The organism is Campylobacter sp. BCW_6460, from assembly GCF_001762705.1.
In the GTDB taxonomy this organism is placed as follows: Bacteria; Campylobacterota; Campylobacteria; order Campylobacterales; family Campylobacteraceae; genus Campylobacter_D; species Campylobacter_D jejuni.
In genome coordinates, this window is sequence record NZ_MJXI01000003.1 from 36,912 (window position 1) to 57,088 (window position 20,177).

Here is a 20,177-nt window from a genome sequence, read left to right on the forward strand (position 1 = left end):
GGAAAATAATGAAAAAAATATTTTTAATCTTGGCTTTATTTTTTAATGCTTTTGCCTTACAACTAGATGAAATTTCTAGTACTATGCAAAAAAACATTGATGCAAGCTTAAAACTTTTACAAGATAGCAAAGAAGACAAAAAACAAGCTGCTGATGGAATTTTTAAACTTTTTGATAGCATAATAGATTATAAACTCATGGCAAAACTCAGTCTTTCGAAAAATTATTCTAAATTAACCCCAAAAGAACAAGAAAAATTTACCACAGCCTTTGAAACAAGTCTTAAAAAAAGTTTTACCGATAAACTCAGTCTTTATAAAGATCAGGTTTTAAAGGTCAAAAATGGTGAGTTAAAAAATGAAAAACGCTATTTTTTAACTACTTCTATGGTAGTAGATGGGGAAGAAAAAAATATCATTTTCAAATTTTACAATGATAATAACAACTGGCTTATTTATGATGTAGATGTTTTAGGCGTGAGTATAGTACAAACTTATAGATCACAATTTGGAGATATTTTAGCCAACCAAGGCTTTGATGCCCTGCTTCAAAAACTTGAAAGTATTGTCATAGAATAATGTTTGCAAAGCTTTTAAAGTTTTTTATTTCTCGTCCAAAAAGTACTTTTTTTGGAACCTTGTTTATATGCCTGTTTTTAAGCTTTTTTGCTTTTAAGCTTAGTGTAGATGCAAGTGCTGAAAGTTTACTTTTAGAAGATGATGCAGATTTAAAAACTTTTAGAGAAATTTCAAAACATTATAAAAGTGATAATTTTTTACTTTTAGCCTTCAAACCCTATGATGAAAAACCTTTTTCAAATGAAAATTTAGCCAAATTAAAAAAACTTCATGAAGAATTAGAAAAGGCTCCTTTAGTAGAACGCGTTTTTAGTATCATCAATGCCCCTTTGCTTCAAAGTTCGCAAAATACGGATTTAAAAGAACTTTTAAAAAATATCCCAAATATAGAAAGCCTAGACATAAACCGCACAAAAGCCCAAAATGAAATTTTAAATAGTCCCTTTTATAAAAATAATATCATCTCAAAAGATGGAAAAGTAACAGGGCTTATTATTTACTTAAAGCCTGATACAGTTTATAATAATCTTATAGAAAAACGCGATCTTGCTACCGATGAAAAAGAAAAAGATCAAATTCGTCTTGCCATAAAAGAACATCAAGACAAGCAAAAAGTTATCACGAAACAAAGTCTAGATACTATTAAAAGCATAGTTCGCACTTATGAAAAAAATAAAGATACGCTCTACCTTGGTGGTGTAAGCATGATCGCTGATGATATGATAGCTTATATAAAATCTGATCTTGTGCTTTATGGTGTTTCTCTTGTATTTTTACTAGGACTTGCACTTTATTATTTTTTCCGTTCATGGCGTTTTGTTTTTTTACCTCTTTTTATTTGTTTTATAAGCTTAAGTGCGGCTAGTGGAGTTTTTGCACTTTTAAATTTTCAAATCACAGTTATTTCATCAAATTACGTTGCTTTAGTTTTAATTATCACCTTAAGTGTAGTTGTTCATTTGATCACGCATTTTATCGAAAGCACCCAAAATCATCCCAAAGCTAAAGTTGAGCGCATAGTGCTTGAAACCTTACTAGCCAAAGCAAATCCTAGCCTTTATGCCATTGTTACAACGATGATAGGATTTTTTTCTTTAATCCTATCAAATATCGAACCTATCATAAAACTTGGCATTATGATGAGTATAGGTATAGGTTTAGCTCTTATCTTTAGTTATTTGTTTTTAGCAAGTATCTTAGTTCTTTTAAAACCAAAAAATTATCATAAAAAAGAGTTTAAATTTAATCTTTTAGCCTTTTGTGCCAAAACCGCTCTTGATCCTAAAAAGCGTCGCATGATTTATGGAATTTCAGTTCTTGCTATAATCTTAGCTTTAATAGGCATTTCAAAACTCAGAGTTGAAAATTCTTTTGTCAATTATTTCAAAGATGGTAGTGAAATCAAAAAAGGACTTTTGGTTATTGATAAAAATCTAGGTGGAACCTTGCCTTTAGAAGTGATCATTCGTTTTCCAAATAATAAAAACGATCAAAACACAAGTGATACTCTTGATAGTTTTGAAAGTGAATTTGAAAATTTAGCCACACAAGAAACTTATTGGTTTGACTCTAAAAAAACACGTATTGCAAAAAAAGTTCATGAATTTTTAGAAAACAAAAAATTTGTAGGCTCGGTTTTAAGTCTTAATAGTCTTTTAACCCTAGGGAAAAATATCAACGATGGAAAAGAGTTAGATGATTTTGCCCTTGCGTTTTTAAATGAGAATTTACCTGCTAAATTTAAACAAGACTTGCTTTCACCTTTTGTAAGCATAGAAAATAACGAGTTAAGATTTAGCATGCGTATTGTTGATTCTGATCCGAATTTAAGACGTAATGAGTTTTTAATAGATCTTAAAAAACAGCTCAACGAGCTTGTAAAAAATGATGGAGTAGAAGTTCAAATCACAGGCATAATGGTGCTTTATAATAATATGCTTCAAAGTCTTTTTTCATCGCAATTTGATACTCTTATATTTGTAATTTTAGCTATTTTTATACTTTTTATCATTGTTTTTAGAGATTTAAAATTTTCAGTTGCGGCTATATTGGTAAATGTTATTCCTTTAAGTGTGGTTTTTGCTCTTATGGGGCTTTTAGGTATTCCTTTGGATATGATGAGTATTACTATAGCTGCTATTGCTATAGGTATAGGCGTTGATGATGCCCTGCACTATATTTATCGTTTTGGGGAAGAAATTAAAAACAAAAGCCTAGAAGAAGCCATTATGATTTCTCACCTTAGTATAGGTTCGGCACTTTATTATACCACCATTAGCATAGTTTTAGGTTTTAGTGTTATGATGAGTAGCAATTTCATTCCAACAATTTATTTTGGAATTTTAACCGTTTTTGTAATGATTTTGCTTTTAAGTGGAAGTTTGTTCTTATTACCAAGCTTTTTAATTACTATTTATTCTAAGAAAACCAAGCTTCTAAACCAACATAAAGAGCATATATTAAAACAATAATAGCTATATATTTTAAAAAATTTTTCATTTTTTATCCTTTATTAAAATCTTTAAAATGATTTTTGCAAGCTCTAAGGCTTTAAAACGATGAGAGATGTTATTCTTCTCATTCACGCTAAGCTGAGCCAAGGTTTTATCAAAACCCTTTGGAATAAAAAGGCTATCATAACCAAAACCATTTTCACCTTTTTCTATATCTATTACTTTTCCATGCATGGTTCCATGCGTGCTAAATTCCCCCATCAAACCTACCATAGCAATAGCAGCAACATAATGTGCCTTACTTTGTTTAAAACCTTTTTTTACCATTTCATTGACAAGTTTATCACGGTTACTTTTATCATCGCCCTTACCACTAAATCGAGCAGAATAAATTCCTGGATTTCCTTCTAAAACATCTACGCAAATGCCGCTATCATCACTTAAAGCGATAAAATCTTTTTTTTGCTTTTCATCTAAAGCATTAAAAACTGCTCTTGCTTTAATCAAGGCATTTTCTTTAAAAGTTTTTCCATTTTCTTCAATCTCAAAAGGCGTTAAAACTTCATCAAAAGCATAAATTTCAAAATCTTTCAAAATTTCTTTAAGTTCTAAAACCTTATGCTTATTGCTCGTAGCTAGGATAATCTTCATAACAAAAGCTCCAAAATAATATCAAAAACAAAAATATGATTTTATAAAATTTATCCTTGTGCATAGCTTTTAAATATCAAATGATAAAACGATGTTAATCAATGCTTAATCCATTTCATAGTAAAATTATCCTAATTTAAATTTCAAATTTAATAGGAAATTGATAATGCTAAATAATGTCTTACCCTTATCTTTCATAGTTGGAACAAGATTTTTTGGGCTTTTTATAGTTTTGCCAGTTTTAAGTCTTTATGCTTTAAAACTTGAAGGTGCTAATGAATTTTTAGTGGGACTTTTAGTTGGTGTTTACGCCTTAACCCAAATGATTTTACAAATGCCTTTTGGGATTTTAAGTGATAAAATTGGTCGTAAAAAAACCATGCTCATTGGACTGATTATTTTTATAATAGGCTCTTTAATCTGCTCTTTTGCGGAAAATATTTACACCATGCTTTTAGGGAGAATGCTCCAAGGTGCAGGAGCTATTGGAGCAGTAGCTACAGCAATGATAAGTGATTTTATCACAGAAGAAAATCGTGGTAAAGCCATGGCGGTAATGGGTTCTTTTATAGGACTTAGTTTTGCAGCTTCTATGGTGATCTCTCCTTTAATGAGTGCAAAATGGGGTTTATCCAGCCTTTTTGATCTTAGCGCAGCTTTGTCTCTTTTATGTATAATTTTGCTTTATACTGTTGTACCTAAAGAAAACAAAATCACTCATGAAAATGAAAAAACTCCTTTTTTTCATCTTATTAAACAAAAAAATTTAGCCCTTATGAATCTTACTAATTTCATGCAAAAAATGCTTATGAGTATAGCATTTTTAAGCATTCCTATCATTCTAGTAAAACATTTAGGCTTTGCTTCTGATAAACTTTGGATTGTTTATAGCGCTTCTATGGTGGCAGGTTTTATCGCTATGGGCTTTGCTGGAAGCTTAGGCGAAAAAAGAGGTTTAGCTAAACAAATTTTACTCTTAGGAATTGTTTTTTTCATACTTTCTTATCTTTTTTTTACTTTTAGTAATTCTATAGATTTTTTTATCATAGCAGTTGTGATTTTTTTTATAGGTTTTAATTTACACGAGCCTATTATGCAAAGTTGTGCATCAAAATTTTGTAAAGTTCATGAAAAAGGCGCAGCATTAGGATTGTTTAATGCTTTTGGATATGGCGGAAGTTTTACAGGTGGTATTATCGGGGGGATATTTTTGCATCTAGATGCCTTAAATCTTTTGGCTATTATTTTAGTAATTTTAGCTCTAATTTGGCTTGTAGCATTATTTTTCTTAAAAAATCCAGCTGATTTTAAAAACCTTTATCTACCTTTAGAAACACCTTTAAATTTCAGTACTTTTAGCGAAAATTTAGGAGTTGTAGATATTTATAAAAACTCTAAAAATCTTGTTGTTAAATTTGATAGCAAACTTACAAATAAAAAAGAATTAGAAGGCAAAATTAAGATCTAAATCTAATTTTGCCCCGCAAAACCCATTGCTTTTATCATCACTTTTGCCTTGCAATCTGCACAGCAATAAAGTGTTTTGATTTTATTTTCATCATTACCAAATTTAGGCTTCATTAAATTGGCTATTTTTTCTACAGCTTTTTTGGTGGCAAATTCTTTACCACATTCTATACAGGCAAAAAGCTCATCTTTTGCCATGGTTTGATATTCAAAATAAGAAGCTCTAAACTCCATTCCACTACGAACTAATTTTAAAGTATCTTTTTCGGCACAACTTAACTCACAATACCCACAAGTCGTACAAAGAGAAGCATTAAATTTCAAAGCATTTTCTTGTTTATCAGCGATTAAAGCTCCTACATTACAGGCACCCACACAAGAAAGACAAAGCGTACAGGTGTTAGGATTGATTTCTACCTTGCCATAACGCAACCATTCGCCACTTTCTATACTGCCAAAATCTTCATTTTTTATCATTTCTTGCATTCTTTTGGCAAAATTTTCTCTTGTAGTTAAGGTGTTGTTATGAAAATCATATTTTAAATCTTGTATGAATTCTTGCTCTTTTAAAACATTTTGCAATTCTTTTTCATTTTTAGCAACAAAAATAGCTTTTTTTTGAAATTTTCTTTCAAAAAAAGTATTTAAAAGTACAATAGCCTCATTGCTACCACGAGATACAAAGTCCGTATAAAAAACCAAATTTGCTCCACTATTTTGCAAAAGTGTTAAAAAATGCATAGAAGAAAGCCACTTTTCACCCTCTATCATAAAGGGTAAAACATCTTTTGGTAAAGCAAGATTTAAATTTTCTAAAGACATTTTTTTAGGAATGATTAAAATTTTTTTATCTTTATAAAACTCACAAAGGGTAAAAAAACTTTCTCTTGGCATGGGAGCATAATCAAGTGATCCACTAGGACATACACTAATACACCCTCCACAACCCAAACAATCCACTTGAGAAAATTCTAAATGCTTTTTTTCATCATCTTTTAAAATCGCCACAGTAGGACAAATTTCAGCACATTTTGCACAATGCTCACTGCGTCTTTCGTGGTATTGACACACGCTAGCATTATAGCTAATATAAGTTTTATAATGATATTTTGGACTTTTGCTTTGCAAAAACTCTAACAATACTTCAAGATTTTCAAAATTTAAAAGATTATAACATCCACTTTGTCTTGTAAAATCTTTACGCACAACGCTTAAATCCTTAGCTTTAAAAAGCAAAAAATCAAAATCTATTTCCACTTCTTCGCCTTGATTTTTAACCACAGCACAAAGTTCCCCTACACTTCCAAAAACAGCTAAAATTTCTGCACTGCTTAAAGCAATAACCTTAAATCCATGTTCTTTTAAAAACTCTACGGTTTGAGTATCGCTATCTACTAAAATCAAACGATTTTTCACTTCTTTGCTTTGTTCCAAATCAAGCCCTAAGTCATAAACGCTAGCTCTTGCTTCATAAAGCGTTAAAACATTTTTACTTTGCTCTAAAATTTCATCTTGAGAATTTTTAAGATAAAAATTAATCTCAGGGGCATAAATTTGTGCTTTTTGATTTTTATCATTGCAAACTAATGCTTCTTTATCATTTGCCTGATCTAAAATTTCAATAGCATCAGGCAAAGGGATTAAAACATCATTTTTTATATAAACAAAATCTTGCATTATCTTCCTTAATCTCTTTAAAACATCATTTTATAAATTCTATGTTAAAATAACCAAATATTTTCTTAAGGCTTAAGATGAACAAATTTAGAACTTTTCCACAAATTAACACTCTTATTGAAGATGAGAACTTAAAATCCTATCCTTTTTATATCAAAGCATTTTTTTGTAAAAAAGTTGTCGCAAAACTAAAAGAAAATTTTTCCCAAGATGAAATTTCTAAAAATAAACTACTTTTAGAAATCAAAAAAGAAATCAAAACTTTTTACCGTAAAGACTTACAAAGTGTGATTAATGCAAGCGGAGTCGTTATACACACAAACCTTGGCAGAAGTGTAATCCATGAAGAACTTTATGAAGCGTGTAAAGATATCATTTGTAATTATTCTAATGTAGAGTTTGATTTAGAAAATGGAAAAAGAGGCTCTCGCTATGCTTTGGTGCTAGAAAAACTTAAAATGCTTTTTGAATGCGAAGATGCTTTAGTGGTCAATAACAACGCTGCGGCAGTTTTTTTAGTACTTAATTCTCTTTGTTACAATAAAGAAATCATAAGCTCAAGAGGAGAACTTGTAGAAATTGGTGGCAGTTTTCGCGTGCCTGAAGTAATAAAAGCTGCAGGTGTAAAGCTTTGCGAAGTTGGAACTAGCAACAAAACACACTTAAAAGACTATGAACAAGCTATCAGTGAAAATACCGCTCTAATTTTAAAAACCCACAAGTCTAATTTCGCTCTTATGGGTTTTCACAGTGAAGTAAATATAAAAGATCTACATGAACTAGCAAAAGAAAAAGGACTTTTGAGTTATTATGATCTAGGTTCTGGCTGGTGTGAAAATTTAAATGAAAAACTGATTAAAAATGAACCTAAAATCAAAAAACTCGTGCAAGAATGTGATATTTTAAGTTTTAGTGGAGATAAACTTTTTGGTAGCGTACAAGCAGGCATTATACTTGGAAAAAAAGAACTCATAGAAAAACTTAAACAAAATCAACTTTTAAGAATGCTAAGAGTGGATAAATTAACCCTATCTTTTTTAAACGAAAGCTTAAAAGCTTATTTGCAAAAAGATTATGAAAAAATTATTACCTTAAAACTTTTAAATGATGACTTATCCTTTATAGAGAAAAAAGCTTTAAGAGTGCAAAAAGAATTAAAATTTCAAACCCAGCTTAAAAAAAGCAAAAGTTTAGTAGGAGGAGGCTCAATGCCTGATAAAAGTTTAGATACTTATATACTAACTTTTCAAGGAGATGCTTTAAAACTACAAACTCGATTTAGAAAAGAAAATATCGTAGGACGCATTGAAAATGATGAATTTGTTCTTGATTTTAGAACTATACAAGAAAGTGAACTTCAAAAACTTATTCTTACAATCAATCAAATGGAAAACTTATGAAATCTGTTATTATAGGAACTGCAGGACATATTGATCATGGAAAAACTTCACTCATTAAAGCTTTAAATGGTTTTGAAGGCGATAGTTTAAAAGAAGAACAAGAAAGACAAATCACCATTAATTTAAGTTTTTCAAATCTTAAATTAAAGGATAAAAACATTTCTTTTATCGATGTTCCAGGACATAAAGACTTGGTTAAAACTATGGTAAGTGGAGCTTTTGGCTTTAGTGTTTGTTTATTTGTCGTAGATATTAATGAGGGTTTAAAAGAACAAAGTTTAGAACATTTAGAAATTTTAAAAATTCTTGATATTAAAAATATTATTTTAGTACTTAGTAAATGCGATCTTTGTGAAAATATAGAGCAAAAAAGTGTAAAAACTTTAGAAGAGTTAAAAAATTTAAATTATCCCATTTTAAAAGTATTTCACACCAGTATAAAAAATAATCAAGGCATAGAAGAATTAAAAAATTATCTTTATACCATAGAAAACAAAGAAAACGATGAAGAACTGATTTTTCATTATTATATCGATAGAGTTTTTTCTCTAAAAGGCATAGGAACTGTCGTTACAGGCAGTCTTAATGAAGGAAGCATCACTTTAAATGAAAAAATCATCTGTTTAGACACTCAAAAAGAACTCATTGTTAAAAATATACAAAACCACGATACTAATTTAGAGCAAATCAAAGCTTGTAACCGTGTGGCTTTAAGTTTAAATTGTGATTATAAAGAGTTAAAAAAAGGTTATTTACTAAGTAAAAAAGGTTATTTTAAAGCCTTTAAAGAATGCGATACTTTAGTTAAAGCAAAAAATTTACAAAATAGCAAAATGATTTTTTGCGTGGGTTCAAGACAAATAGAATGCAAAATAAATATATTAAAAAAACTAGAAAATGATGAATTTTTTGTGCATTTTAGTTTTGATAAAAATGTATTTTTAAGTTTTGATGAGGCTTTTATTTTATTACAAAACAATCGTGTTATAGGCGGTGGTAGGGTTTTAAATCCTTTAAGCGAACCTTTAAAAAAAGAACAAAAAAATAAATTTTTAATGTTTTTGAAAAATAAAGATTTTAAAGCGGCTTTTTCCTTCTTAAAAGACGCACACAAATATGGCTTTGGCTTGCTTTCAAGTTATCAAAGATTTAAACTCTCTCATCAAAAAGCATTGAAATTAGCAAAAGAATTAAATCAAGTATTTGTCGATGAAAAAAATCTTAATGTATATCATTTACAAAGTCTAGAAGAAATTAAAAATTTCATCAAATTCATACTTGAAAAAAATCCTTATGCCATGCTTTCAGCACATTCTTTAGCCTTAAGGATTACTTGGGCAAGTGAAAATTTTTGCGAACTTGGGCTTAAAGAAATGTCAAATTTATTGGATTTTCAAAATGGAATTTATTTTAAAAAAGGTATAGATTTTGAAAAACTTCAAGAAAAAAACAATAACCAAATGTATGAAATTTTAAAAAAACAAGGTATTAAACCCGAAGCTCCTTATAATCTTTATGATTTTTTAGAACTTGATAGAAAAAGCGGAGATAATATACTCAAAAAACTTACCCAAAAAGGCTTGGTTGTAAGACTTTCACACAATCTTTTTATAGAAAAACAAGCTCTTGAAAAACTTATGCAAGAATGTTTAAATTTATTAAAAAATCAAAGTCTTGATGTGCAAAGTATGAAAGAATATTTTAATCTTTCAAGAAAATATGCTATTGCTTATTTAGAATACTTAGACAAATTTCCTCAAGTAAGTAAAGAAGCTGAAAAAAGATTTTTAACAAACATTTAGAAAATCATTATAGAATTAAACATAATTTATTTAAAGGATTTATAAACTATGAAAAAATTAAGTTTAATTCTTGCCTGTTCAGCATCTTTGTTTGCTGCAAGTAATTCAGAAATTAGTGATTTTTATTCAAAAAGCATTAAAGCACAATTTCCAAATGCTACCGTTAGTGTATCAAATCGTCAAAAGGTTGGTAATACGGGTTTTGAAAGTGTTATTGTAAGCGTTGAATTAAATGGACAAAAACAAGAAAACATTCTTTTTACAAAAGATAGTCTTATTACCCCTGATCTTATCGACTTGAAAACGGGAATTTCTTATGCTCAAGAATATGAAATGAAAAAATTTCAAGAAGCAAGAGAAAATTTTACAAAAAATGCTAAAGCTGTAGCACAAAAAGAAACCATGGTAATAGCTTTGGGAGATAAAAATAAACCTGCAATTTATGTTTTTTCGGATCCTGAATGCCCTTATTGTAGAGAACATTTAGCTCAAATTGATGATGAACTTAAAAACTATCAAGTTAATTATATTTTAACTCCAGTACATGGAAAATCTGCTTTTGAAAAATCCGCTCTAATCTACAAAGAAGCAAAAAAAGCAAAAAATGATAAAGAAAAAATCGCAATTTTAAACAAATACTATGATGCAAATATCAAAAATTATCCAAAAGTAAGTGATGCAGAATTAAAAGAAGTTTTTTCCTTATATGAAAAATATCGCTCATTAGGTCTTAGCGCTACTCCAACTATTATTAAATAAACCTAATGTCTAAATTTGCTTTAATTTTAAGCTTTTTTATAGCACTCTTTATGAGTGCTTGCACCAATGCAACTTTCATACAAAGCTTTATTCAAACAAGCAATGAAGGCATTTTTATCAGATCACAAAAACAACAAAGTTTTAAAATTTCCTTTCAAAATCCTAGCCAACTTCAAACTACTTTGGATAGAGATTTGGCTTTAAAACTTAAAAATTTAGGCTTAAAAGAAGTAAAAGAGAATGCAGATTATGAAATTTTAATCAATCTTGTAGATATGAAAAAGCATTCTTATGCTCAAAAAATCACAACTTCAGCAAGATTTTTTTATGATTTTGATCCTTTGGAAAGCGATGGAGAATGGATGGTGGAAAACTACTATACTATGCAGGTTAATTTACAAATCAACTCTAAAAATCACAATTCTCAAAAAACAAGTCTTCTTGCAAGAACGGCTTATCTTGGAAATAAAGAACGCTGTCAATTATCTTTAGAAAATAAAATTATAAATCAAATAGTGAGTTTTTTTTATTTTTAAGAAAAGACAATCAAGAGTATAAAGACTCTTGATTTTAAGAATTATTAAGCAAAATAAGGTTTAATTTGTTCTACCCAAGCATCAATTCTTGATTCAGTTTGATCTTCTTGATTATCATTGTCAAGAGCAAGTCCAACAAATTTACCATCTACAACCGCATCGCTTGCTTCAAATGTATAACCATCAGTTGAAACTTCTCCCACCAAATTTGCACCTGCATCTTTTAAATTTTGAGCTAATTTACCCATGCCGCCACAAAAAGTGTCAGAATAACTTTCACTATCACCCATACCAAATACAGCTACAGTTTTTCCACCAAGACTAAGCCCTGAAAAATCAAAACCATCCCAATCATCTTGCAAATCACCACTTCCCCAAGTTGAAGTTCCACAAATTAATTTATCGTAAGAATTTATTTTAGATGCATCAATATCTGAGATATTAAAAACATCGCTAATTCCAAGTTTTGAAGCAATTGTATTAGCCGCTCCTTCTGTATTCCCCATAGCACTACCATAGATTACTGCTACTGACATTATTTTCTCCTTATAATTTGATTTGATATTTTATACGGAACTAATTTTAACATAGTTTTGTTTAAATCACACAAAAAATGTTTTATTTCAATAAAATGTGTGAAATTTTTGTTACGCGGACAAACAATATAAAATTTTTCAAAATTATTTTCTTTTATTAAATCCAATAATCCATGAATTTCATTTTCAATTTTTAAATTATGTATATTAATCTCTTTGCAAAGTGGTAAAATTGCAAATTTCTTATCTATTATAATAAGATCACCATCTTGATCTATATTTTTTCCATTATTTTGAAAAGAAACCTTATCATAAACATAAGAGCTAAATAAAATTTGCGCATCAAAACAAATGCCATAAAGATAAATTCTTAAAAGTCTTAAAAGATCGATATTCTTAGATATTTTAGTATTAAAAATTAAGCTTTTTCTTTTTTGAAAGTAGAAAGCGTATGTATTAAGCTTGATATTTATATTTTGAATCTTACCAAATGAAACATGCATTATATCATGTAAAAAATTTCCAAATATCATTTTTAAACTCTTGGTATTTTTTGCATATATAAAGAGGAATTTTTAGAGCGCTATCAACGCTCGCATTATATTGAGTTAAAAAAGTCAACATAAGCTCTTGATTGTTTAAATAGCGATAAATTTGCGGTATAAATTCTCGCTTATCATCAAATCCAAATAACATCTTTAACCTTTATAGCAAGAAAATTCTTTATTAAGATTAAAAATTTTACAATATTCACAATACACACAACTTACACTTCTTTTTGCACAAACTAATGGAATTTTACGCTTTTTAGCTTCACTTTTGATTTTTTTCATAGTATTATGATTTAAAAAGCTTGTTAACATTACTATACATTCTGTATCACAAGGAATCGGCTTGCGATTAACTCTATTTTCATTACGCGCATCCCAGTGTTCTATTTTTTTAGCACCTAAATCATGTAAAACAGCTCTAATAGGAGTGATTTCATCTGCACCAATAACCAAAACTGACATAAATTCTCCTTTGTGATTTTTAAAATATATTTTGATAATTATTATTATAATATAAAAAAACTAAATTTATTTTGAAATTTATTATTAATAAAATGCAATTATTCAGTTAATTTTAATTTTTAATAGATATAATTTACTAATTAATAAATTTTATTATTTAGGAGAAAACAATGAAAAAATTGACTAACGATTTTGGAAACATTATAGCCGATAACCAAAATTCATTAAGCGCAGGCGCAAAAGGACCTTTACTTATGCAAGATTATCTTTTACTTGAAAAACTTGCTCATCAAAATAGAGAAAGAATTCCAGAAAGAACCGTTCATGCTAAGGGAAGTGGAGCTTATGGCGAAATAAAAATTACGGCAGACTTAAGTGCTTATACCAAAGCTAAAATTTTTCAAAAAGGCGAAGTTACTCCATTATTTTTACGCTTTTCAACAGTAGCAGGTGAAGCAGGTGCAGCAGATGCTGAACGCGATGTGAGAGGTTTTGCTATTAAATTTTACACCAAAGAAGGAAACTGGGACTTGGTAGGAAATAACACTCCGACATTCTTCATCCGTGATGCTTATAAATTCCCTGATTTCATCCATACTCAAAAAAGAGATCCAAGAACACATTTAAGAAGCAATAATGCTGCTTGGGATTTTTGGAGTTTATGTCCTGAAAGCTTACATCAAGTAACCATTCTTATGAGTGATAGAGGAATTCCTGCAAGTTATCGTCATATGCATGGATTTGGAAGCCATACTTATAGTTTTATTAATGATAAAAATGAAAGATTTTGGGTGAAATTCCATTTTAAAACCCAACAAGGGATTAAAAATCTTACCAACCAAGAAGCTGCAGAGCTTATAGCAAAGGATAGGGAAAGTCATCAAAGAGATCTCTATAATGCTATAGAAAATAAAGATTTTCCAAAATGGAAAGTTCAAGTTCAAATTCTTGCTGAAAAAGATATAGAAAAGCTTGGATTTAATCCTTTTGATTTAACAAAAATTTGGCCTCATAGTCTTGTACCTTTGATGGATATAGGCGAAATGATTCTAAACAAAAATCCTCAAAATTATTTTAATGAAGTTGAACAAGCTGCCTTTAGTCCAAGCAATATCGTTCCTGGAATTGGCTTTAGCCCTGATAAAATGTTGCAAGCTAGAATTTTTTCATATCCTGATGCACAAAGATATAGAATAGGAACTAATTATCATCTTTTACCAGTAAATCGTGCAAAAAGCGAAGTGAATACTTACAATGTCGCTGGTGCTATGAATTTTGATAATTATAAAAATGATGCTGCTTATTATGAACCAAACAGCTATGATAACAGCCCAAAAGAAGATAAAAGCTATCTTGAACCTGATTTAGTCTTAGAAGGCGTGGCACAAAGATATGCTCCACTAGATAATGACTTTTATACTCAACCAAGAGCTTTATTTAATCTTATGAATGATGATCAAAAAACTCAACTTTTTCATAATATTGCTGCTTCTATGGAAGGAGTTGATGAAAAAATTATCACTAGAGCTTTAGAACATTTTGAAAAAATTTCACCTGATTATGCAAAAGGAATTAAGAAAGCTTTAGAAAAATAATTTTTACTTGCCACTTTTGGTGGCAAACTAAAGATTATAATAATTAAGGAAAAACAATGACAACTCTTAGTTTAGAAGAAGAAAAAAGATTTGAAGAGCTTTGCAAAATGGCTTTTAATTTTGCAAGAAATAATGAATGTGAAAATCTTAAAATCATGATAGAAGCGGGTTTAAATGTAAATTTAAAAACTCATAAAGGCGATAGCTTACTTATGCTTGCAGCTTATAATAATTCTTATGAAAGTGCTAAAATGCTTTTAGAAAAAGGTGCAAAAGTAGATGAAAAAAACGATCGTGGACAAACCCCATTAGCAGGAGTTTGTTTTAAAGGATATTTACCTATGTGTGAACTTTTAGTTAAATATGGAGCAAATATTGACGAAAACAATGGTTTAGGAATGACACCTTATACTTTTGCTATTATGTTTGGACGCAAAGATGTGGCAGAATTTTTACTCAAAAAATCTAAAAATAATTTTTTAAAGAAAATGAGCCTAAAAATACTAAAATTTATCAAAAAATTTTAGTATTTTTTAAATTTCTTCAGATACCTATAAACACTAGGTTCTGAAATTTTTAAAAATTTTGCTACGATAGGAACCGCTCCTTTTATATTAAAAATACCTTTTTCATATAGCTTTTCAGCAATTTCTTCTTTTTGAGTAATACTTAATTGATAATCAGAATTTAAATAACTAGAATCTACACTTTGAACTAAAATATCCTCTATCGAGTGACTTAATGTTTCTATGTTTGAATCATTTTGAGAAAAACTAATATTTCCTAAAATATCACCCATATCTCCAATTTTTTCTAAATCAATCATCTTGCATATTAAATCTCTCATAATGCTAGTATCATGATTGATACACAAAATACCTACTAATTTATCATGATTTTTAATAAAAAAAGTAGATCCTCTAATTAATTTTGATTTTCCAACAAGAGCCTTATAATCACATAAAAAATCTTTTTCTAAATATTTTTTATTTTGCATAAGCTCACTTGCAAAAGCAGTCAAGGGAGAATCTAAACTTCTCCCACTAATGTGATTATTAGCAATTGCCGCAATATAAGCTCCATCTTCAGTAATTACATGAAACACTATCTCATATTGCTCACCTAGGACTTCTCCTAAAAAATATGTCAACTTTATAAATTGTTGTTTTTGTCCCTCATCCATAAAACCGCCTTCAATAAAAATTAATATAATATTAAATTCTACTCTTTATACTTTAAAACATTTCTTAAAAATAAAATTTTATTATTATAATAATAAACTATTGACAAGTTATTATTGTAGTGATAAAATTCACTCTGCTTAATCTATATTCAACAAAGGAGAATTCATGTCAAACTATCCAAAAGCTATTGGTCCATACTCAGCTTACAGAGAAGCAAATGGACTTTTATTTATATCAGGACAACTTCCTATCAACCCTGATTCAGGCGAAATAGAAAGCCATGATATCAAAGAACAAACCAAACAATCTTTGAAAAATATCGGTGCTATTTTAGAAGAAAATGGTATCAGTTATGATAAAGTGATTAAAACCACTTGCTTTTTAGCCGATATTAATGATTTTATAGCATTTAATGAAATTTATGCTGAATTTTTTAAAGATCCTTATCCAGCAAGAAGTGCTTTTGCGGTAAAAGATCTGCCAAAAAAAGCTAAAGTAGAGATAGAGATTATCGCTCAAAAAGGCTAAAATATGCTAGGTATTGTTTTATCTCTATTTAGCATTTTTTTACTTGTTTTTATGCTTTATAAAAAAATCAATGCTCACATGGCATTGCTTTTAAGTGGCTTGCTTTTACTTTCCTTAGCTGCTATTTTTGGACTTTCTCCACACATTGTTACCAAAGATTCTTTAAATTTAGGTTTTTTTGATATTTTTCAAGTTTTTAATCAAACCATGTCAAGTACATTAGCAGGGCTTGGACTTACACTTATGACTATAGCAGGTTTTTCTGCTTATATGGATCATGTAGGGGCTTCTTATGCACTTTTTAAAGTTTTTGAAAAACCTTTAAAAGTCGTAAAATCTCCTTATGTTTTACTCATAGTTGCTTATTTTATCGTGCAATTTTTAGTTCTTTTCATCCCTTCTCACGCAGGCTTGGCACTTTTACTTATGGTTACTATGTATCCTATACTTGTACGCTCTGGTGTTTCAAAACTTTCTGCCTTAAGTGTGATTGCTATTTGTCAATATATCGATCATGGACCTGGGAGTGGAAATGTGATCATGGCGTCAAAAGTAGCTGAAATTGATCCTGCAATTTATTTTGTTCATTATCAACTCCCTACAACCTTGCCTATCATTATAGCTGTAGGTATTGCAATATATCTTTGCAATAAATTTTTTGACAAAAAAGATAATTTTGTCTTCAATGCACAAGAAATTGAAAAAGAACTAAATGAAAATGAAGGCAAAGAAAAAGAACTTAAAAAACCTCCTAGAATTTATGCGATTTTACCTATAATTCCTTTGGTTTTAATCCTAGGATTTAGTTCAGTACTCGATAGCATCTTGGTTTTAATGGGAATAAATAGTGCTGAAGAAGTCAAAGCAGCTGCTAGTACCGCAATTAAAATGAATGTTCCAGTAGCAATGGTTATTTCAACTTTTGTGGCTATTATTTTTGAAATGATACGCTATAAAAGTATAGTAGAAACTCTTAATTCTATTATGATTTTCTTTAAAGGAATGGGACATTTATTTGTTATCACAGTTTCACTCATCGTTTGTGGTCAAGTATTTGCAAGTGGTCTTTTATCTGTAGGTTTTGTAGATACTTTAATAGAATTTTGCAAAAATGCAGGATTTGGAGTTTTGGCTATTATTATCGTCGTTTCAATCTTGCTTGCAGTTTGTGCTTTCTTAATGGGTTCAGGAAATGCAGCATTTTTTAGTTTTGCTCCACTTATCCCAAATATAGCAAAACACTTTGGAGTTGAAACTATCACCATGATAGCACCAATTCAAATCATGACGGGCTTTGGAAGATGTGTTAGTCCTATTGCACCAGCGATCTTAGCTATTTCAGCTATTGCAAAAGTAAGTCCTTTTGCCGTGGTTAAAAGAACAGCTATTCCTATGCTTGTAGCGGCTATTGTAAATATTGTTATGACTTATATCTATCTTTAAAAAGGAGAAAAAATGAACTCAAAAACTAAACTTATTCATTGTGGTAGAGGCGATCAAGGTGCTGAAGTAAGATCAGTTAATCCTACACTTATGCGTGCATCAACCATACTTTTTAAAGATCACGCAACTTGGCAAAAATACAGAGAATTAAGAAAAACAGATCGTGTTTTAAGCTATGGAGCTAGAGGAACAACAACCAATTTTGAACTTGAAAAACTTATTTGCACTCTAGAGGGTGGCTATAGAGCACAACTTTTCCCAACAGGACTTGCAGCATTAGCTATGGTACTTTTAAATTATGCAAGCAAAGATGCACATTTTTTAATCACCGATGCAATTTATGGGCCTGTAAGAACGATTTGCGAATTATTTTTAGAAAAAATGGGTGTTGAAATTGATTTTTTAAAAGCTGATGCAAGTGATGTAGAAGAAAAAATCAAACCTAATACCAAGCTTATCTTATGTGAAAGTCCAGGTTCTATACTTTATGAAATCATAGATTTACCAAAACTTTGCAAAATTGCCCATGCGCATAATATCCCTGTAGCTATTGACAATACTTATTCTAGTGGATATTTTCTAAATCCTTTAGAACTTGGAGTGGATATTTCAGTTATCGCTGCTACAAAATATCTTAGTGGACACTCTGATGTAACCATGGGTATAGTAGTAATCAACGAAAAAGAATGGAAAAATTTTGACAAACTTCCAGAAGCTTTAGGCTTTACAACAAGTCCTGATGATGCTTACTTAGTACTTCGTGGTATGAGAACACTAGATGTAAGAATGAAAGCTCATGAAAAAAGTGCTGATGAAATTGTAGAGTTTTTACAAAACAGAAAAGAAATTAAAACAATTTTCTATCCAAAACTCAAATCCCACCCAAATCATGAAATTTTCATGCGTGATCATAAAGGTGCAAATGGTATGATTACCATAGAATTTGCAGAAGGTTATAGCAAAGATGATGCTATTAAATTTGTAGATAAACTAGAATACTTTTCAATTGGTGCTAGCTGGGGTGGATATGAAAGCTTAGCCACCGTAACTACTCCACCTAGAACTGCAACAAATTGGAGTGCAAGAGGACCATTTGTAAGATTTCATATAGGTCTTGAAGATACTAAAGATTTAATTGCTGATTTAACACAAGCTTTTGATAGTATTAAAAAATAAGGAGATAAGATGACAGGAATTAGCGTATTTGATCATAGATTACTAGCAGACTCATGGAGCACGCAGGAAATGCGTGCTATTTTTTGCGAACAAAACCGCATACAAAAATGGCTCGATGTTGAAGCAGCTTTAGCAAAAGCACAAGCAAAACTTAAAATTATCCCTAAAAAAGCAGCTGATGAGATCGCAAAAAAAGCTCATTATAAATTTATAGATATGGACTTTATCTTTGCTGAATTTAAAAAGACCAAACACCCTTTAGTTCCTACTGTAAGAGGATTAGAAAAAGCTTGCGATAATAATTTAGGCGAATATGTACATTTTGGAGTAACCACTCAAGATATCATCGATACAGGACTGGTTTTACAATTTAAAGAAGCAATGACTCTTATAAAAAGCGAATTAAAAGCTATCGCAAAAGCCCTAGCAAAACTAGCTAAAACCCATAAAAATACTGCTATGATGGGAAGAACTTTGGCACTTCAAGCTTTGCCTATTACTTTTGGACATAAAGTAGCTATTTGGTTAAGTGAACTTGAGCGTCATTTTGAAAGAATACTTGAACTTGAAAAAAGACTTTATGTAGGTAGTATAGTAGGCGCTGTAGGAACTAAAGCAAGTTTAAGTGATGAGTGCAATGAGGTAGAAAAACTCACTTTAGAAAATTTAGGACTTGATGTGCCTAATATTTCTTGGCAGAGCGCACGTGATCGCTTTATAGAACTTGGTTTTGTACTAGGTAATATCAACGCAACCTTTAACAAAATCGCTCATGAAATTTTAATCCTTTCGCATAATGAAATTGATGAAGTTGCTGAACCTTTTGGCAAAGGACAAGTAGGATCAAGCACTATGCCACACAAAAGAAATCCTGCGGTAAGCGAAAATGCAGTTACAGTAAGCAATGCTTTTAAAGCAAATTTAGCCATTTTAAGTGATATTGAAAGACATGAACATGAAAGAGATGGTCAAGTTTGGAAAATGGAATGGAAGCTTTTACCTGAAATGTTTTTAATGCTTTCTGTGGTTTTAGCAAACATGAAATTCGCTCTTAGCGATTTAGAAGTAAAAAAAGATAAAATGCTTAAAAATTTAAATACTCTTAATGGTTTTGTTTTAGCCGAGCGTGTTATGTTTGCATTAAGCGATCATTATGGAAAACAACATGCCCATGAAATTATTTATGAAAATGCTATGCTAGGTATAGAAAAACAAAAAACTTTTAAAGAAGTTTTACTTGCAGATAAAAGAGTATCTAAGGTATTGAAAGAAAAAGAAATTGATGCTTTGCTTGATGCAACAACCTATGTAGGATATGCACCAAAACTTGTAGATGAATTTTTGGCAAAAATCAAAAATAGCGCTATCTTAAAATAGGA

18 protein-coding genes and 1 pseudogene are annotated in these 20,177 nt (G+C 29.9%); 13 read left to right on the forward strand and 6 right to left on the reverse strand.

From position 1 onward, the window contains the following. Window positions 1-8: 8 nt before the first annotated feature. Together AJ881_RS02030 and AJ881_RS02035 are read left to right on the forward strand one after the other, a co-directional pair. Window positions 9-578 (forward strand): ABC transporter substrate-binding protein, encoded by a 570-nt coding sequence (locus AJ881_RS02030; protein ID WP_002893960.1) that lies wholly within the window; start codon window positions 9-11, stop codon window positions 576-578. After that, window positions 578-3,049 (forward strand): efflux RND transporter permease subunit, encoded by a 2,472-nt coding sequence (locus AJ881_RS02035; RefSeq protein WP_070283204.1) that lies wholly within the window; start codon window positions 578-580, stop codon window positions 3,047-3,049. The genes AJ881_RS02030 and AJ881_RS02035 overlap by 1 nt, the downstream gene beginning before the upstream one ends. A gap of 24 nt (window positions 3,050-3,073) precedes the next feature. Here the strand turns inward: AJ881_RS02035 and rdgB are convergent, their stop codons facing one another. Then, a complete protein-coding gene (gene rdgB, locus AJ881_RS02040) occupies window positions 3,074-3,682 on the reverse strand; it encodes an RdgB/HAM1 family non-canonical purine NTP pyrophosphatase (protein WP_070283203.1) in 609 nt (202 codons plus the stop codon). A 166-nt stretch (window positions 3,683-3,848) separates the two neighbouring features. Here rdgB and AJ881_RS02045 point away from each other — a divergent pair, with 166 nt between their 5' ends. Then, window positions 3,849-5,150 (forward strand): MFS transporter, encoded by a 1,302-nt coding sequence (locus AJ881_RS02045; protein WP_070283202.1) that lies wholly within the window; start codon window positions 3,849-3,851, stop codon window positions 5,148-5,150. 2 nt (window positions 5,151-5,152) lie between these two features. On the opposite strand, the gene AJ881_RS02050 is transcribed toward AJ881_RS02045, so the two are convergent. Continuing rightward, a complete protein-coding gene (locus AJ881_RS02050; protein ID WP_070283201.1) occupies window positions 5,153-6,826 on the reverse strand; it encodes a 4Fe-4S dicluster domain-containing protein in 1,674 nt (557 codons plus the stop codon). Between the two features lie 77 nt (window positions 6,827-6,903). Between AJ881_RS02050 and selA the strand changes: the two genes are divergently transcribed. The 4 genes from selA to AJ881_RS02070 are packed head-to-tail and all read left to right on the forward strand — an operon-like array spanning window position 6,904 to window position 11,323. After that, a complete protein-coding gene (gene selA / locus AJ881_RS02055; protein WP_070283200.1) occupies window positions 6,904-8,226 on the forward strand; it encodes an L-seryl-tRNA(Sec) selenium transferase in 1,323 nt (440 codons plus the stop codon). Next, a complete protein-coding gene (selB, locus tag AJ881_RS02060) occupies window positions 8,223-10,028 on the forward strand; it encodes a selenocysteine-specific translation elongation factor (protein ID WP_070283199.1) in 1,806 nt (601 codons plus the stop codon). Before selA ends, selB begins: the two co-directional genes overlap by 4 nt. A gap of 48 nt (window positions 10,029-10,076) precedes the next feature. After that, window positions 10,077-10,787: a thioredoxin fold domain-containing protein gene (locus AJ881_RS02065; protein WP_002855861.1), complete on the forward strand. Its 711-nt coding sequence runs from the start codon at window positions 10,077-10,079 to the stop codon at window positions 10,785-10,787. 5 nt (window positions 10,788-10,792) lie between these two features. Next, window positions 10,793-11,323, forward strand: coding sequence for a hypothetical protein (locus AJ881_RS02070; protein ID WP_002930951.1), 531 nt, complete (start codon window positions 10,793-10,795; stop codon window positions 11,321-11,323). A 44-nt stretch (window positions 11,324-11,367) separates the two neighbouring features. On the opposite strand, the gene fldA is transcribed toward AJ881_RS02070, so the two are convergent. The 3 genes and pseudogenes from fldA to AJ881_RS02085 all read right to left on the reverse strand — a co-directional run bounded on the left by fldA (window position 11,368) and on the right by AJ881_RS02085 (window position 12,872). Continuing rightward, a complete protein-coding gene (gene fldA, locus AJ881_RS02075) occupies window positions 11,368-11,859 on the reverse strand; it encodes a flavodoxin FldA (RefSeq protein WP_002871975.1) in 492 nt (163 codons plus the stop codon). Next, window positions 11,859-12,555 (reverse strand): annotated as a pseudogene (locus AJ881_RS02080) (hypothetical protein). Before AJ881_RS02080 ends, fldA begins: the two are co-directional and overlap by 1 nt. A gap of 2 nt (window positions 12,556-12,557) precedes the next feature. Next, the gene (locus AJ881_RS02085; RefSeq protein ID WP_002870622.1) at window positions 12,558-12,872 is read right to left on the reverse strand and encodes a DUF2325 domain-containing protein; all 315 of its coding nucleotides are present in this window, start codon (window positions 12,870-12,872) and stop codon (window positions 12,558-12,560) included. A 170-nt stretch (window positions 12,873-13,042) separates the two neighbouring features. Here AJ881_RS02085 and AJ881_RS02090 point away from each other — a divergent pair, with 170 nt between their 5' ends. Then, entirely contained in the window at window positions 13,043-14,467 is a 1,425-nt protein-coding gene (locus tag AJ881_RS02090; protein ID WP_052950116.1) for a catalase, read from the forward strand. Between the two features lie 56 nt (window positions 14,468-14,523). Continuing rightward, window positions 14,524-14,994 carry a Cj1386 family hemin-binding protein gene (locus tag AJ881_RS02095; protein WP_002862058.1) on the forward strand — a complete coding sequence of 157 codons (471 nt, stop codon included), beginning with the start codon at window positions 14,524-14,526 and terminating at the stop codon, window positions 14,992-14,994. Here the strand turns inward: AJ881_RS02095 and AJ881_RS02100 are convergent. After that, the gene (locus tag AJ881_RS02100) at window positions 14,991-15,650 is read right to left on the reverse strand and encodes a transcriptional regulator (RefSeq protein WP_002862059.1); all 660 of its coding nucleotides are present in this window, start codon (window positions 15,648-15,650) and stop codon (window positions 14,991-14,993) included. The two genes, AJ881_RS02095 and AJ881_RS02100, sit on opposite strands and share 4 nt — an antisense overlap. Window positions 15,651-15,816: 166 nt before the next feature. On the opposite strand from AJ881_RS02100, the gene AJ881_RS02105 reads away from it, so the two are divergent. From AJ881_RS02105 to purB, 4 genes are read left to right on the forward strand one after another with little or no spacing between them, the layout of a single operon-like run. Beyond that, on the forward strand, window positions 15,817-16,179 hold the full coding sequence (locus tag AJ881_RS02105; RefSeq protein ID WP_002862060.1) for a RidA family protein: 363 nt from the start codon (window positions 15,817-15,819) through the stop codon (window positions 16,177-16,179). A gap of 3 nt (window positions 16,180-16,182) precedes the next feature. Next, window positions 16,183-17,622, forward strand: coding sequence for a C4-dicarboxylate transporter DcuC (dcuC, locus tag AJ881_RS02110; protein ID WP_070252642.1), 1,440 nt, complete (start codon window positions 16,183-16,185; stop codon window positions 17,620-17,622). Between the two features lie 12 nt (window positions 17,623-17,634). Then, window positions 17,635-18,798 carry a cystathionine beta-lyase gene (gene metC, locus AJ881_RS02115; RefSeq protein ID WP_070283198.1) on the forward strand — a complete coding sequence of 388 codons (1,164 nt, stop codon included), beginning with the start codon at window positions 17,635-17,637 and terminating at the stop codon, window positions 18,796-18,798. A 9-nt stretch (window positions 18,799-18,807) separates the two neighbouring features. Then, window positions 18,808-20,175, forward strand: a complete 1,368-nt coding sequence (gene purB / locus AJ881_RS02120; RefSeq protein WP_070285335.1) for an adenylosuccinate lyase — start codon at window positions 18,808-18,810, stop codon at window positions 20,173-20,175. Window positions 20,176-20,177: the final 2 nt, after the last annotated feature.